Here is a 13,901-nt window from a genome sequence, read left to right as displayed (position 1 = left end):
AGATGAATACCAAGAGGCTGTTGATCGTGTGCATGGCTTGCCTGTCCACCAGTGCCTGGGCTATTGAACCGGGTCCCTCTTCGAAGGAGCAAAAAGGCACCGAGCAGTGGATGCAGCTACAGATTCGCGGGATAGTTGCTTCACCCAAACTGCAAACCGCTTCGGCCACCGAACGTGACCTGGCCATGCAGCGTTGGCTGAACAGCTTCAACTACCCGATTCCGGAGTTTTTTGACCAGGATGCAGCGGGAAAAATGACCATCAGCAACTGAGGCACGTCAAGGGGTGATCAGCCTCTGGCGTCGTTCAGAGTGGCCTGGCTGCAAAGCCGGGCTAGACGTCGTATGCAGGAAAGCATTGGCATCTACAAATGATCCCGCTTGGCCGGATTACCCTGTAAGAACTGCCGAAGGCTGCGATCTTTTGCTCTTCAGCGATTCCTCGCCCATCAAAATCAAAAGATCGCAGGCTTCGCCAGCTCCTACGCCTGACCGCGCTGCTCCTTAAAGGAATGCCTGGCAACCATTGCTTGCGCCTTGACCAGCCTGTCACCGAGCGTATCGCGACAATCAGCGCCCGGTCGTGATGAACAGACGTACGCAAATCCCTGTAGGAGCTGCCGCAGGCTGCGATCTTTTGCTTCAGCGATTCCTCGCCCATCAAAATCAAAAGATCGCAGGCTTCGCCAGCTCCTACGCCTGACCGCGCTGCTCCTTAAAGGAATGACTGGCAACCATTACTTGCGCCCTGACCAGCCTGTCACCGAGCATATCGCGACAATCAGCGCCCGGTCGTGATGAACAGACGTACGCAAATCCCTGTAGGAGCTGCCGCAGACTGCGATCTTTTGTTTCAGAGGCCTGGGCAACGAATTGCCTGCCAGAAAAATCAAAAGATCGCAGCCTGCGGCAGCTTCTTACAGGAATGTGGACCTATGGAAGGGAAGTGCAGATCAGGCTCAGTTGGCAAGGCCATCCTGTTCAATAGCAAGGACCTAATTACTTCCCGAATGCCTTGAACACTCCGATCATGGCGGGGCCAATAGCTACCAGAAAGAAACTCGGCCACAAACAGAAAATCAGAGGGAATATCATCTTGGTGCCGATTTTCGCCCCCATCTCTTCGGCGGCCTGCGTACGCCGGTCACGGAACTCGTCGGCATAGATGCGCAAAGTATCGGCCACGCTGGTACCGAAGCGAATACTCTGCGCCAACAGACTGACCAACCCTTGTACGTCATCAAGACCGGTGCGCACGGCCAGTTGCTTGAGCGCCTCGGTACTGGAAATGCCCGCCCGGATTTGCGCATTGACCAGAGCTAGCTCTTCAGCTAGCTCAATCTGACTGACCGACATTTCTTCAGCCACCCGCTCGATGGTCGTGGGCAGGGCCAGGCCCGACTCCACACAAACTACCATCAGGTCCAGAGCATCCGGAAAGGCGGCACGCAGTCTGCCCTGCCTCGCCTGCTTGCGTTTCCCGATATACAGCGCAGGTAGCAACCAGCCGACAGCAGCAGCTGCTAACACCAGCAACAACCCTGTAATCAGAGAAAGCCTGGGGATCAGCGGCAATGCCAACAACGCAAGACCAACCAATACCAGTGGCAACAACAATCGCACCGCCCAGTACATCTGGATTGCCGACGGTGAGCGGTAACCGGCGTGCATCAATAGGGTTTGTGTAGCGGATGTCTGACCCGCCTCAGGCGAGGCAAAGCGTTGGCCGACCCGCTCCAGCAATAACTGCAGATTTCCCGGTGCATCCTGCCCGACTGAACTCCCCGAATGACCGCGTTTGATCAGCGCCAGGCGACGCCGCACTGGGTCCTGCAGCCCCAATAGCAGTAGCATCACGGTGATGATCGCGAGCACTGCACTCAGACTCATCGCACCGATAAACAACAGGCGTGCCATCTCCTCATTGCCTGTTACTCGACTGAACAACCCGAGTAAAAAATCCATGACCTGTACCTCCACATGGCGAATAACGCTTAAACCTGAATCCGGATGATTTTGCGTATCCAGAAAATCCCGATCAACATGCCACCAAAAGCGCCGAAGATCAGCTTATGACCGACCGGATCATTGAGGAGCACCGGCAAATAGGTAGGGCTGGTGAACACGATTACTGCCGCCAGCACGAAGGGAATGGCCACCAGTATCCAGGCCGACATCCGGCCTTCTGCCGACAAGGTCTTGACCTTGCGCTGGAAGCGAAAGCGCCCGCGGATCAGGCGACTCAAACGCTCTAGCACCTCGGTCAGATTGCCGCCAGTCTCACGATGGATAAGGATCGAGGTCACCAGCATCATCACCGTCATGCTCGGCATCCTCTCCAGCAGGCCGAGCATGGCCCGGCGCACATCATTGCCATAGTTGATATCGGAGAAAGTCAGGCCGAATTCATGAGCAACCGCGCCCTTGTGCTCCTCGGCAACCAGGCGCAGGGTTTCGTTGAATGGGTGTCCGGCGCGCAGGGCCCGGCACATGGCATCCAGCGCATCCGGCAGGCCTTCCTCAAATTCAGCGAAACGTTTGCCACGGTCACGAATAATTTTCAGCAGGGGTAACCAGAACACCCCGAAGCCCGCCAGCAGCGCCATCCACCAGACCGCCGAAATCATCCAGATCGAGATAGCTGCACAAATGCCCAGGAACAGCCCGAGCAACAGCACCCGATAAGCCCGGTATTCGTGGCCGCCCTGCTCGATCATCTGTGTCAGGTTCGCCATAAAGGGCAACTGCTCGAGCATGGCCTCCAGCGGCGACAAGCGCGTCAGGTACTTCTGCCGCAACACCGTCTGCATGTTGGGCAAATTATTGGCTTTCTCCAGCACATGCAGACGACCGCGGATGCGCTTGCGCATCTTGCCGGCCTCGCCGAACACCGGCACCACCACGCCCTGGGACAGAAGGAACACGGCGATAAACACCATGCCGAGGAACATCAGAATGAATTCACTGGGAATATTGTTCATGACTGCCGTGCCTCCATCCACTCAGGCCTGAACATCGTCAGCGGCAACTCGATACCGCGCTTGGCCAGCACATCGCGGAAGGCCGGGATCATGCCGCTGGGGCGATAATCGCCAAGCACTTCGCCGTTTTCACCCATGCCTTGACGCGCAAAGGAGAAGATTTCGGTCATGGTGATGATCTCGCCCTCCATGCCGTTGATCTCTTGCACGCTGACCAGACGGCGCTTGCCGTCCTCCTGTCGTTCCAGCTGGATCACCACATCGATGGCCGACGCGATCTGCTGACGCATGGCCTTGATCGGGAAAGTCGCCCCGGTCATCGACACCATGTTTTCGATTCGGCCCAACGCATCGCGTGCGGTGTTGGCGTGAATAGTGGTCAATGAGCCGTCGTGGCCGGTGTTCATCGCCGTCAGCATATCCAGCGCCTCGGCGCCGCGCACTTCGCCGATCACAATGCGGTCCGGGCGCATCCGCAAACTGTTGCGCACCAACTCCCGCTGACTCACCTCGCCTCGCCCCTCGATATTCGAAGGCCGGGTTTCCAGGCGTACTACGTGGGGTTGCTGCAGTTGCAGTTCAGCCGAGTCTTCGATGGTGACGATCCGCTCGTTTTGCGGAATGAAACTGGACAGCACATTGAGCATGGTGGTCTTGCCGCTACCGGTACCGCCGGAAATCAACACGTTCAGGCGTCCACGAACAATCGCCTTGAGCAGCAGTGCAATGGCCGGGGTCAATGTGCCCACCGAGATCAGGCTGTCGGTATTGAGCAGGTCCACTGCAAAGCGGCGAATCGACATGCTCGGGCCGTCGATGGCCAACGGCGGGATAATTGCGTTGACCCGCGAACCGTCCTTGAGCCGGGCGTCCACCAATGGCGAGGACTCGTCGATACGCCGCCCCAGGCTGGAAACGATGCGGTCGATGATGTTCAGCAAATGCTGATCATCGCGAAAGCGCACATCGGTCCGTTGCAGTTTGCCGAAGCGCTCGACATAGACCGAGGCATGGCCGTTGACCAGAATGTCCGACACGCTGTGATCGGCCAGCAACGGTTCCAGGGGACCCAAGCCAAGCACTTCGTCTGTGATTTGCTTGATGATCAACTGGCGGCTGGCAGAACTCACCGGCGCCGAATGTTCATCGAGCAAGCGCTGGCAAATATCGCGAATCTGCCGCGTGGCCTCGGCCTGTTCAAGGGAGTCCAGCAAGGACAGGTCCATGACCTTGAGCAACTGCTGGTAGATCTTTTCCCGCCACTCGGCTTCCACTGGAGTGACCTGGCTTCTGGTTTCGTAAAGAACGTCCGGCGCTGCACGTTCCCACGCCATTATTTCCTCTGCCGGGTCCAGCAGGTCGTCGCCCAGCTGAGTAGCCGACGAAGCGGCGGGTTTACCGGACTGTTTGCGCAAGCGGTTACGAAAGTCGCTGATCATGGGTCATCCCCCGAAAAAACGGTTGAAGGCGCGTTTGAGTAAGCCTTTGTTCCCGGCAACTTGTTGACCGACCAGGTCCTCGGTCATGTCGCGCAGAGCGGTAGTAATCGCTGCCCTCGGCGCATGCAGCCCCAACGGCACGCCAGTGTTCTGACTCTGGCTGACCAGGTTGAAGTCGTTGGGTAATTTCGACAGATTCGTGCAGCGCAGCGCCTCGCCGATGTCTTTGAGGCTGATGGTGGCTGCCTTGTCATAGCGGTTGACCACGATCTGCAATTGATCGCCGCGCACACCCAGGTCATCGCGAAGAATTCGCACCAGGGAGCTGGCATCGCGCAGATGGCTGACGCTCTGCTGCACCACCACGTACACCCGATCCACCTGTTCCAGCACAGAGCCGGTGAGGTGGTCGATTTGCCGCGGCAGGTCGATCACCACCCAGTCGTAGCTGGCGCGGGCCAGCTTCAACAGGGCATCAAGCTGTTCGGGCTGGGCATCCTGTGGCAGACACAGCTCACCGGCCCGGCCACCCAGCACATGCAAGGTCGGGCTGAAGTGACTGCAAAAACCACGTAACGCGACGCTGTCCATGCCGTCGATCTGATGCAACACCTCCAGATGGCTGTGGGTCTGCGCCACATCCAGGTAATGCGTCACGCTGCCAAACTGCAGGTCCATGTCCAGTAACAGGGTACTGCCGCCCTTGGCGCTGAGCTGTTGTGCCAGGTTGCAGGCCAGCAAGGTTCCGCCGGAGCCACCCTTGGCGCTCATCACGGCGATCAATTTGCCTTCTGCTCCACTGCCGGTCCGAACCTCCATGACCAGACGATTCAAGGCGGCAACCAGCTCGGTCTCGGCAATGGGCTCGGGCAGCACGTCACGGGCGCCGGCCTGCATCGCCAGGCGCATGCCTTCCTGTTCGCTCAGCAGACCACACACCAACATCGGTGGACGTTCATGGGCTGGACGCTGCAACAACGCCGACAGCTCCTCACGCCACAGGTGGCTGACGCGCAACAGCAACAGATCGGGCATCCGGTCCAGGCCGTAGAGCGGGTCGACATGTCCATTACTCACCAGGCGAGTGCTCACCTCCAGGCCGGGCATGCGTTGGCAGACACTCTGCAGATCGCGCAAAGAGGTGGCGTCACGGCTGCTGATCAGCAACCGGAGCCCGGCTTTGCCGGTCGAGGTGGCGACTGGAGTTTCCTTGGTATTCAGCATGGTGTGATCTCCCCGGAATCGGAATGACGCCCAAGGCTTTCGCGTGGCAACGTTGCCCTGAATGTGGGCAAGGTAATGGGCACGCCGAACCCGGGAATAAACAAATTGAAAACGAAGTTTTGCAGGCTCAACTGGACATAGCGGATGGCACGAAATCCGTTGGCTCCACTTGTGTCAGCGGGGTTGGCGACCAAAGCGCCGTTGGCATCCAGGTAAGTCAGCGTCAGGTTGTTGGTGGTCAAGTCGGTGATCAACTGGCTGGTACCGGCGTCGGTCGCGGCATTGAAGATGGCCCGCCGCAACACCACCGGATCGCTGATGTTGCACACGGCCGCCAGGCGTGCACCACGCCGCGCGGCTTCATCCAGCGCATTGATCGTGAAGTACAGGCGGCCCATTTCCAACACGGCGAACAACAGCGTGAACACCAGCATGCCAATGATGGCGAACTCCACGACATAGGTGCCGCGCATGCGTTTGCGATTCATCACAGTGCCCTCATGACAGTGGTGGCGACCAGCGGAATGCTCAGCGCAATCGGATTACCGAAGAAACCCGGAATCGAGCCGGTGCAATTGCCTCCGCCAATCACTGGGCAGAACGTATAAGTGATGGTGACCCGCACATGGTCGATGCCCACCGCGGCGACCACTACGTTCGCGGTCGTCAACCCCGACACCACCGCGGTCCCGGTATTTGCAGGCACGCCATAGACGGCGACGTTTTTCGTCTGGGTCTGTAGCGTACTGCTCAGAGAGACAGCGCCGAGCGTCGAGTTCCAGGCCTGACTGGCGACGAAACGGTCGGCATCACGGCTGGCCTGCAGTAACACGTTGTACTGGTAGAGCATGCGGCCGAACTCGCCGAAAGCCAGCAACAGCAGGAGCAACAATGGCAGCACGAGGGTGAATTCCACCAGGGCCAGGCCTTGCTGGCGCTGCGACTGTTTAAACGCGTGAAGTCTCATGACGTCCCCTCCCTACGAGTCAGTGCTCGGAGTGCCGCTGTTGAGATAGGTTTTGTAGAGCTGGATGATCTGCGGGCCGGCATCGTCTTCCGGCGAGGGGCTGGGCACGTTGTCGCCTTCGCACTCCTTCACAAACTGTCCGAAAATCTGCGCCTCCGTGCCGCCCCCGTTCATGGGCTGCACCACGAAATAGCAGCCAAAACCCAGGACAGGGATCGAGGTTGAACCACCCTGTTTCCCGGTGCATTCACCCACCACGATTTTCAGCATCCGGCGCTCGAACACCCCATTGCTCTCACAGCCACTGCCGCTCCCTGCCACGCACGCGGCCACGCTGGCACGCCAGTCGTTGTAATCCATTATCGCCTCGCCACCTGCCGTAAGATTGCCATCGCTCGATGTGACAGGCTGCCCCTTGTATTGCGCTTGTGCCGGGGTAACTGAATCGTTGTAAGTAATCTGAGGGTTGCTGGACGCGGTCACCAGGTCTGGCGGGTAGTTCGAAGCACTGACCGGACCGTTGTAGATGCCAAAGCGCGTATTCAGGCCTTGAGACGCAGGGCCGACCATGTTGCCGGGAGAGGTCTGGACGTTCTCTCCCACATTGCGGCAGACCGAGCCGCCTCCAGCCAGATCCTGCCTGACCGTACTGCCGCCCGAGCCGAAATCGAGTAACTGGAAGTTGCCTGGGCCAATGGCGGACGAATTGCCAGCCGCCGACTTCAATACCTGCAAATCACCAAACTGGAAGCCCCAGAACATACCGGCATCAGGGTCGTATTGGGTCGCGTCGCCACAGATCATCAACGGGGCGAGATCACACGGGCTGGTAGGGCTGGGTCCAGCGGTGGCGATCGCCGCCACTCTTTTGTTCCCCAAGCCGCCGGTGCCGAATGTCTGGACGAAGCTCCAGAAAAACCCCGTAAGACTATAGTTCGGTACCGATACCCGAACGTATTTGGCATCCGCCGGCCCGGGAAAGGAGAACGGGCCATAGACACTGCTGGACAGTTCCACCACCGCAAAGGTGCCTGGGCTGCCGGCGACCGCCGTGGCCAATTCATTGTTGCCCGCAGCATTAGCATTCTGTGCCAGCGTATTGAGCGCCGCAGCCTGCGTCGCGCTGGCAGAATTGATACTCCCCATCACCTGACTCAGGGTTTTGGCACCACTCAAGGCGGCGGCGTCCACCGCATTCTGCAGGCGCGTCTTGTTCAGCAACATGTGTCCACCGTCCAGAGCCAACGCCGCCATCATCGCCATCGCCGCCAAAGCGATCACCATCAATACGCTCACCGAACCTTCCTGGCGCCTTGGCGTCGCAGTGAACGGCTGCTGAATTCGAAGATTCATCATCAAGCCCTCATTTACCGATACTGATCCGGATCGGCTCCGCCAATACCTTGATGCCCAGGCACCCTTATCGCCGTGTCAACGTTTGACTACACTGGTTTGGGTCCCACGGATAATGGTGATAGCACCACCACCCTCGCCATTGCCGCGGCGCACCACGCGTTTTGGCGCCGGAGCAGCGGCCATCGCCATGACCGGTGCCACAGGTGCAGGCGCAACGGTCGCGATTTTCTTCTGGTCGTTCAGCGGATTGCGCAAGGTCAGTTGCAACTTGCCTTCCGTTTGTGCGGTAACCAGGGTTTCAGCCTCTGCAGTCGTCATTTCCAGCGTCACTGCACGTACCACTACCGGCTGGGTCTTGTCGGTACCTGCGGTCTGGTCCACTGCCAACACTCGCAAGTTCTCGAGGATGGTCTTGGACACGGCGTTGTTGCCAGTGCCATCAGTGCGTTTGGTTGCCAGTACATCGACCCGGTTACCCGGTAACAGGAACCCACCCACGCCGACCACATCGTCTACGCGTACCGATATGGCACGTTTGTCTGTCGCAATCAGCGAGGCCAGGGTACTGCCGCCCAAATGCTCACTCAGACGCGCGCCACGCATGATGTCGCCCTTCAGAATGTCGAACGTTGCGATCTTGCCCACTGCTTTGTCGGTGGAGTCGAAGGCATCGTCCGGAATCGTGTCCATGGGCATGCGCATGGTCGTGACCTGTTGAGCCTCGACCATCTGCCCGAAGGGAATTTCTACCGTAGCAACCACCACGCTTCGAAGGTTGTCATCCGGGCTGGCATTGAGCCGTGCGCTCAGCCAGGAGTCGGCCATCCATGCAGCCCCAAGGCCCATGACCAGGGAAATGCCTATCAGGGAAACAGTACGAGAGCTCATGTCAGTATCTCCGCGTCAAAGAAAGTCGAGCTGGACGAAATAGTTGTGCCAGGCCCATTCCAGCTCCTGCGGCGACAGGGCTCCGGAACCGCCCAGATAACGCTGACGGTCGAGGGCCATGTTCAGGAGATCGCGGGGATGGCAAGGCACCAGGGGCATGCCTTCACTTGCATAAAGCCTTTGCAATACATAACGCAGCAGCAGCGGGTCAAAAGGAATGCCCAAACGCTCGCTTTCCTGACGCCAGATCTTTTCGTACTCCTCAGGCTTCAGGTAACCGAACTGCAGCTTGTAGCCAATCCGGCGCAGAAAGGCTTCATCGGCCAGCTCCAGGGGATTGAGGTTGGTGGAGAACACCAGAATCAAATCGAACGGCAGCTCGCAATGCCGACCGCCGCCCAGGTTGATGAAGTCGCGCTTCTCTTCCATGGGTACGATCCAGCGGTTCAACAGCTCGGCCGGAGCCATGCGCTGGCGTCCCATGTCGTCAATGATGAACAGGCCGTTACTGGCCTTGAGCTGCAAGGCGGCCTGGTATTGACGCGTGTAGGGGTCATAGCGAACGTCCAGCTGTTCCATGCTCAGCTCGCCGCCCGTAATGACAATCGGGCGTTTGCAGCACAGCAGACGACGGTCGATCCCTTCGTTGAGCATCAGATTGTTCGATTGACTGTTGTCATCCAGGCGCTGATGCACCTGCGGGTCATAGATCTCGATCACTGACTCATTGATGACGATGGCATGAGGCACCCAGATCGCTTCGGCGAACAGACGAATCAGCCGACTGCTGACATACGTCTTGCCGGTACCCGCGGGGCCATAAATCATGATCGCGCGCCCGGAGTTCAGCGCCACACCCAACTGATCAAGCATCCCTTCCGTGAGCACTACGCCCGCGAGGGCCCTGTGCATATCATCGGCGTTGATGCGACCGTGGTGAATGGTCTGGATTTTGATCAGGGAACGGTAAGTACTCACCGGGAAAGGTGCCGCACCGATATAGCCGCTACGTGACAGGGCATCGCGGGCGGCACTGCGCCCCCGTTCGGTCAGGCCATAACGCAGCATCTGCCCACTCGTGGTTTGCGGCCCCATCTGGCCAAGCACTTCGACACGGCCATCCTTGCGCAGAAACGCCAGGACCTCTTCCAGTACAGCGCCGGTCAGCGCCAGGCGTTCCACCAGCCGCGACATGTCCAGCACACCGGCGTCATGCAAATGCTTGCACACCAACTCACCGAGGAAACTGTCGGTCAGACCGGTTTCGCGGATGGTGCATGGCTGAGGCGCCAGCCGTTGCACCGCTTCCCTATCGCTGGGGTAGGCATCACTATCGACGATGACGTGCATGACTAACCTCCGAATCCGAATCCACCGACAACGAGTTGCCAGTAGACGCTGTTCAACGTCCCGAGCAGGATCGCTACCGTATAAGGAAAGGGCTTGCCAGCCACCTCGTCCGAGTTCGGCGCCATGTAGGCCCGTGCCCGAAACATCAGCCGATAGCGCCCCAGGGTCTGCAACAATTGACCGCGCGCCAGCACGATCAGAAAACCGCACAAGCCTCCCCATAGCAGACTGAAGAACACAGCCCACAAAGCGAAATGGGGGGGTAGAAAACTGCCAACCATAGCCATCAGCTTGACGTCGCCGGCAGCCATGCCGCCCAGAGCATACATGGGCAAAAACAGCCCAAAACCGATCAGAAGCCCCTGCAGGCCGTCCCCCATCCCGCTGAGCCCACCTGAATAAGTCTGGCCGGCCAATCCCAAGGCCAGACCCACCAGGATCAGCAGGTTAGGAATGCGGTGGCGACGCAAGTCGCTCACCACCGCTACGCCCAGCAGTCCTATCAGCACTACGGTAGCTGCCAGCTGTTCCATGGACATCGCGCATCTCCCTAGCAGAGTTGTTATCAGCAAGAACCAGCAATGATGGCGTTGCAAAGTTGCCGGATTCTGGTGTCCACCACCCCACCAAGAAGGGTGAATGCTACGACAACAGCTGCTGTAATCAGCCCACCCGCCACTGCGTATTCCACAATGGTCAGGCCGTCTTCGTCTTTGGCGAACTTCACTACCGAAGCCTTGATTGTTTGCATGATCATTTTGCCCACCTCACTCGAATGTTGTTTTTTCGGAGGCAGTGCGTTCTGCTCTGCCTGGATGCAACACTAGTCAGGGGCAAGGCATAGGCGTTAGGAAGATTTTGCACATCACTAGGACTTTTTTGCGGGGGCACCAACTACCAGGTAGTTGGCTTTTGGAAGGAACGGCAGGGCAAAAAAAGGAAATGACTTGCGAATGCGATTGTCGTTAATTCACAAGCGACGAGCGGTTGCGGCTCGAGACATCGATCCACACTAACAAACAACTGGGTGGTATCGTTTTTTCAACGAAATATAGAGCGCATAGAACTAAAGCATGAGTTCCTTATAAGCATTTAGTCTGCAAAATGATCGAACGTTAGCAATACTACTCAGCGAAGAGCGGCGCTAAGAACCCCAGAGTAGAGACATGACGTCCAATTTGACCAGAAGGCCATCGCTACTGTGGTTCGATCTGACCCACGATCATTCCACGAAGGAACTCATCGCGCAGTTCGAGAGTGCTTGCGACTGCAAATTGGCGAAAAATTCCGCGTTGCCCATCGGGGAACAGGCGGACATGATCTGCATCCATTTTGATCGCCCCGACACGCCGGGCTTGAGGCTGTTGCTGGAGATCAAACGCACCACCCCCACCATTCCGATCACCATGTTCACTGTGCAGCACTCGGAAGAACTGGCGGTATGGGCCATGCGTTCCAGTGTCTGGGAATACATGGTGTTGCCGCTCTCATCCAACGAGAGAAAGCGTTACCTGACGGCCGTGGTGCAGCTGTGCGAGTTGCGCAGAAATGCCAACGGCCAGGGCCCGACCTCGCTGATCGATCACTCCCCGACCTTGCCGGACAGCATCCGATTGACCTCGGGACACCAAAAACACCAGGCGTTGAGCCACGTCATGCTGTACATCGACCAGCACTTTCGCGACAGCATCGATCAGAGGGAGTTGGCGAAGCGCTGCGGCATGACGACCTTCCGTTTCAGCCGCCTGTTCAAGGAAGCCAATGGCGTCGGTTTCACCGATTACATTCTGAACAAGCGCATGAGCTTCGCCAAACAACTGCTCGACAATAGCCAGATGCCTATTACCAGCATCGGCTATGAAGCCGGCTTCAAGGATCCGTCCTACTTCGCTCGCGCTTTCAAGCAGTTCGTCAACTGCACACCCAGCGAATACCGTTTGACCTGCCAACTCAGAGCAGTAGCAGCGCAACCGGCGCTGGAGGATACAACCGCTGAAGTGCTCGAAAGCCTGGTACAGAGCCTCGGAAGTTGAGGCGGTTTTTAGGCCCGTGACAAATAACGCGCATAAAAAAACGCCGCTCAATGAGCGGCGTTTTTTTTGAATTTGGAGCGGGAAACGAGACTCGAACTCGCGACCCCGACCTTGGCAAGGTCGTGCTCTACCAACTGAGCTATTCCCGCAAATGGCGTCCCCTAGGGGACTCGAACCCCTGTTACCGCCGTGAAAGGGCGGTGTCCTAGGCCACTAGACGAAGGGGACACGCTGCCCGGAACACATGGTGTGTGTTTCGGTGCCCAGATCCGCATCCGAAGATTAGGTTCTGGTTTCACTCAGCCCTGCCCGAAAGCAAAGCCGTTTAAAACTGGAGCGGGAAACGAGACTCGAACTCGCGACCCCGACCTTGGCAAGGTCGTGCTCTACCAACTGAGCTATTCCCGCATTGGCGTCCCCTAGGGGACTCGAACCCCTGTTACCGCCGTGAAAGGGCGGTGTCCTAGGCCACTAGACGAAGGGGACACACGTACAACATTCACTCCCTACCGCGTTTCGCTGTGTGCTTTACGCTGTAAGTGGCGCGCATTCTATGGATGGATTGAGGGGTCGTCAACCCCCAGATATAAATTTATTTAAATCAATGACTTCGCCCTGCTTTCAGCAGCGATTGAGGCTTTTCCGTCGACTGACCTTTGGCGCCTATATTCTGGCATCCAGCAAGGCGCTATAGTCCCGGCCCGGATGATGGCAATGTGCATCTCACCTGCTATTTACTTATCTATCCGGCGTTACGGCCGATATAAGCAAAGCCATTGCCGATTCAACTCGTCGAGCGACCCTAGGCGCCCAAATGCCAAGCTACTACACTCGACTCGCACGCGAACCCTAATAAAAGAGGTCTTACCGGTGACACCACTCATGATCACCCTGCTAGTCGTAGCCGGGATCGCACTATTGATCGCCATTGGCTACATGAACCATGTGGTGGAGAACAATAAGCTGGAAAAGGCCCGCACCAAGGTTGAACTCAATGACCGCCTGCGTCGCTGCGGTGAAATCACCGAGACCTTCCCCGGTCAGTTGATGACACCGACCCTCAAGCTGCTGTTGACCCGTCTTGAATTGAACGTCTGCCAGCGCTTGCTGAACCTGGAAAAATCCAACAGCACCTTAAAGGCACGGATTGCCGAGCTGAGTGCCCTCGTCGCCCAAGGCGAATCGATCCCGGTCAACAACCCGCCGGCACCGATCCAGACCGAAGCCAAAGCCAAAGACGTGCGCTTTTTGCTCGAAGCCCTGCATGGCCAGATCACCCGCGCGGCACAGGACGGTTTCCTGCCGCCCAACGAAGCCAAGCGCTGGATCCGTGAAGTGCGCCACATCCTGGTCCTGCTGCACATCGAATTTTTCAACAACCTGGGCCAGCATTCGCTGCAGCAGAACCAGCCCGGCCAGGCTCGTCTGGCCTTCGAACGCGGCGTGCAATACCTGCGCAAACAACAGGAACCGCAGATTTACGCAGAACAGCTGGAATACCTGGAGAAACTGCTGGCCCGCGCCAACGCCCAGGTCATGGACAAGATCGCTCCGGTGGAAGGCGAGATGAACCAACTGACTGAAGGCCTCAAAGACGTTGAGGCTGACGCCGACTGGAAGAAAAAAGCGATCTACGACTGATCATGCCAATGCTGAAAAGCCAC

General features: G+C 57.9%; 14 protein-coding genes and 4 tRNA genes. 3 read left to right on the top strand and 15 right to left on the bottom strand.

Features of this window, described 5'->3' with window-relative positions; genetic code table 11:
• Nucleotides 1-2 precede the first annotated feature (2 nt).
• A complete protein-coding gene (locus AB7M26_RS12685) occupies nt 3-272 on the top strand; it encodes a DUF3613 domain-containing protein (protein ID WP_123494614.1) in 270 nt (89 codons plus the stop codon).
• 726 nt (nt 273-998) lie between these two features.
• Here the strand turns inward: AB7M26_RS12685 and AB7M26_RS12680 are convergent.
• The 11 genes from AB7M26_RS12680 to AB7M26_RS12630 all read right to left on the bottom strand — a co-directional run bounded on the left by AB7M26_RS12680 (nt 999) and on the right by AB7M26_RS12630 (nt 10,961).
• Complete coding sequence (locus AB7M26_RS12680; RefSeq protein ID WP_123494616.1) at nt 999-1,964, bottom strand: type II secretion system F family protein; 966 nt, start codon at nt 1,962-1,964, stop codon at nt 999-1,001.
• Nucleotides 1,965-1,993: 29 nt separating this feature from the next.
• Entirely contained in the window at nt 1,994-2,980 is a 987-nt protein-coding gene (locus AB7M26_RS12675) for a type II secretion system F family protein (RefSeq protein WP_123494617.1), read from the bottom strand.
• Nucleotides 2,977-4,419, bottom strand: coding sequence for a CpaF family protein (locus AB7M26_RS12670; protein ID WP_123494618.1), 1,443 nt, complete (start codon nt 4,417-4,419; stop codon nt 2,977-2,979). Before AB7M26_RS12670 ends, AB7M26_RS12675 begins: the two co-directional genes overlap by 4 nt.
• Nucleotides 4,420-4,422: 3 nt before the next feature.
• Nucleotides 4,423-5,643, bottom strand: a complete 1,221-nt coding sequence (locus tag AB7M26_RS12665) for an AAA family ATPase (RefSeq protein WP_123494619.1) — start codon at nt 5,641-5,643, stop codon at nt 4,423-4,425.
• On the bottom strand, nt 5,637-6,131 hold the full coding sequence (locus AB7M26_RS12660) for a TadE/TadG family type IV pilus assembly protein (RefSeq protein ID WP_123494620.1): 495 nt from the start codon (nt 6,129-6,131) through the stop codon (nt 5,637-5,639). Before AB7M26_RS12660 ends, AB7M26_RS12665 begins: the two co-directional genes overlap by 7 nt.
• On the bottom strand, nt 6,131-6,610 hold the full coding sequence (locus AB7M26_RS12655; RefSeq protein ID WP_123494621.1) for a TadE/TadG family type IV pilus assembly protein: 480 nt from the start codon (nt 6,608-6,610) through the stop codon (nt 6,131-6,133). The genes AB7M26_RS12660 and AB7M26_RS12655 overlap by 1 nt, the downstream gene beginning before the upstream one ends.
• Nucleotides 6,611-6,622: 12 nt before the next feature.
• Nucleotides 6,623-7,966 (bottom strand): TadE/TadG family type IV pilus assembly protein, encoded by a 1,344-nt coding sequence (locus AB7M26_RS12650; protein WP_123494622.1) that lies wholly within the window; start codon nt 7,964-7,966, stop codon nt 6,623-6,625.
• Between the two features lie 75 nt (nt 7,967-8,041).
• Entirely contained in the window at nt 8,042-8,854 is an 813-nt protein-coding gene (cpaB, locus tag AB7M26_RS12645) for a Flp pilus assembly protein CpaB (protein ID WP_123494623.1), read from the bottom strand.
• Between the two features lie 15 nt (nt 8,855-8,869).
• The gene (locus AB7M26_RS12640; RefSeq protein WP_123494624.1) at nt 8,870-10,204 is read right to left on the bottom strand and encodes a P-loop NTPase family protein; all 1,335 of its coding nucleotides are present in this window, start codon (nt 10,202-10,204) and stop codon (nt 8,870-8,872) included.
• A gap of 2 nt (nt 10,205-10,206) precedes the next feature.
• Nucleotides 10,207-10,743: an A24 family peptidase gene (locus tag AB7M26_RS12635; RefSeq protein WP_123494625.1), complete on the bottom strand. Its 537-nt coding sequence runs from the start codon at nt 10,741-10,743 to the stop codon at nt 10,207-10,209.
• A gap of 26 nt (nt 10,744-10,769) precedes the next feature.
• On the bottom strand, nt 10,770-10,961 hold the full coding sequence (locus AB7M26_RS12630; protein ID WP_052964891.1) for a Flp family type IVb pilin: 192 nt from the start codon (nt 10,959-10,961) through the stop codon (nt 10,770-10,772).
• 409 nt (nt 10,962-11,370) lie between these two features.
• Here AB7M26_RS12630 and AB7M26_RS12625 point away from each other — a divergent pair, with 409 nt between their 5' ends.
• Nucleotides 11,371-12,237: an AraC family transcriptional regulator gene (locus AB7M26_RS12625; RefSeq protein WP_123494627.1), complete on the top strand. Its 867-nt coding sequence runs from the start codon at nt 11,371-11,373 to the stop codon at nt 12,235-12,237.
• Nucleotides 12,238-12,310: 73 nt separating this feature from the next.
• Here the strand turns inward: AB7M26_RS12625 and AB7M26_RS12620 are convergent.
• The 4 genes from AB7M26_RS12620 to AB7M26_RS12605 all read right to left on the bottom strand — a co-directional run bounded on the left by AB7M26_RS12620 (nt 12,311) and on the right by AB7M26_RS12605 (nt 12,723).
• Nucleotides 12,311-12,386, bottom strand: a tRNA-Gly gene (locus AB7M26_RS12620).
• Nucleotides 12,387-12,389: 3 nt separating this feature from the next.
• A tRNA-Glu gene (locus AB7M26_RS12615) sits at nt 12,390-12,465 on the bottom strand.
• A gap of 104 nt (nt 12,466-12,569) precedes the next feature.
• Nucleotides 12,570-12,645, bottom strand: a tRNA-Gly gene (locus AB7M26_RS12610).
• Between the two features lie 2 nt (nt 12,646-12,647).
• Nucleotides 12,648-12,723 (bottom strand) — tRNA-Glu (locus tag AB7M26_RS12605).
• 396 nt (nt 12,724-13,119) lie between these two features.
• Between AB7M26_RS12605 and AB7M26_RS12600 the strand changes: the two genes are divergently transcribed.
• Complete coding sequence (locus AB7M26_RS12600; protein WP_185022054.1) at nt 13,120-13,878, top strand: hypothetical protein; 759 nt, start codon at nt 13,120-13,122, stop codon at nt 13,876-13,878.
• Nucleotides 13,879-13,901: the final 23 nt, after the last annotated feature.

The organism is Pseudomonas sp. F-14 TE3482, assembly GCF_053629455.1.
This window is presented reverse-complemented; position numbering and strand designations above follow the sequence as displayed.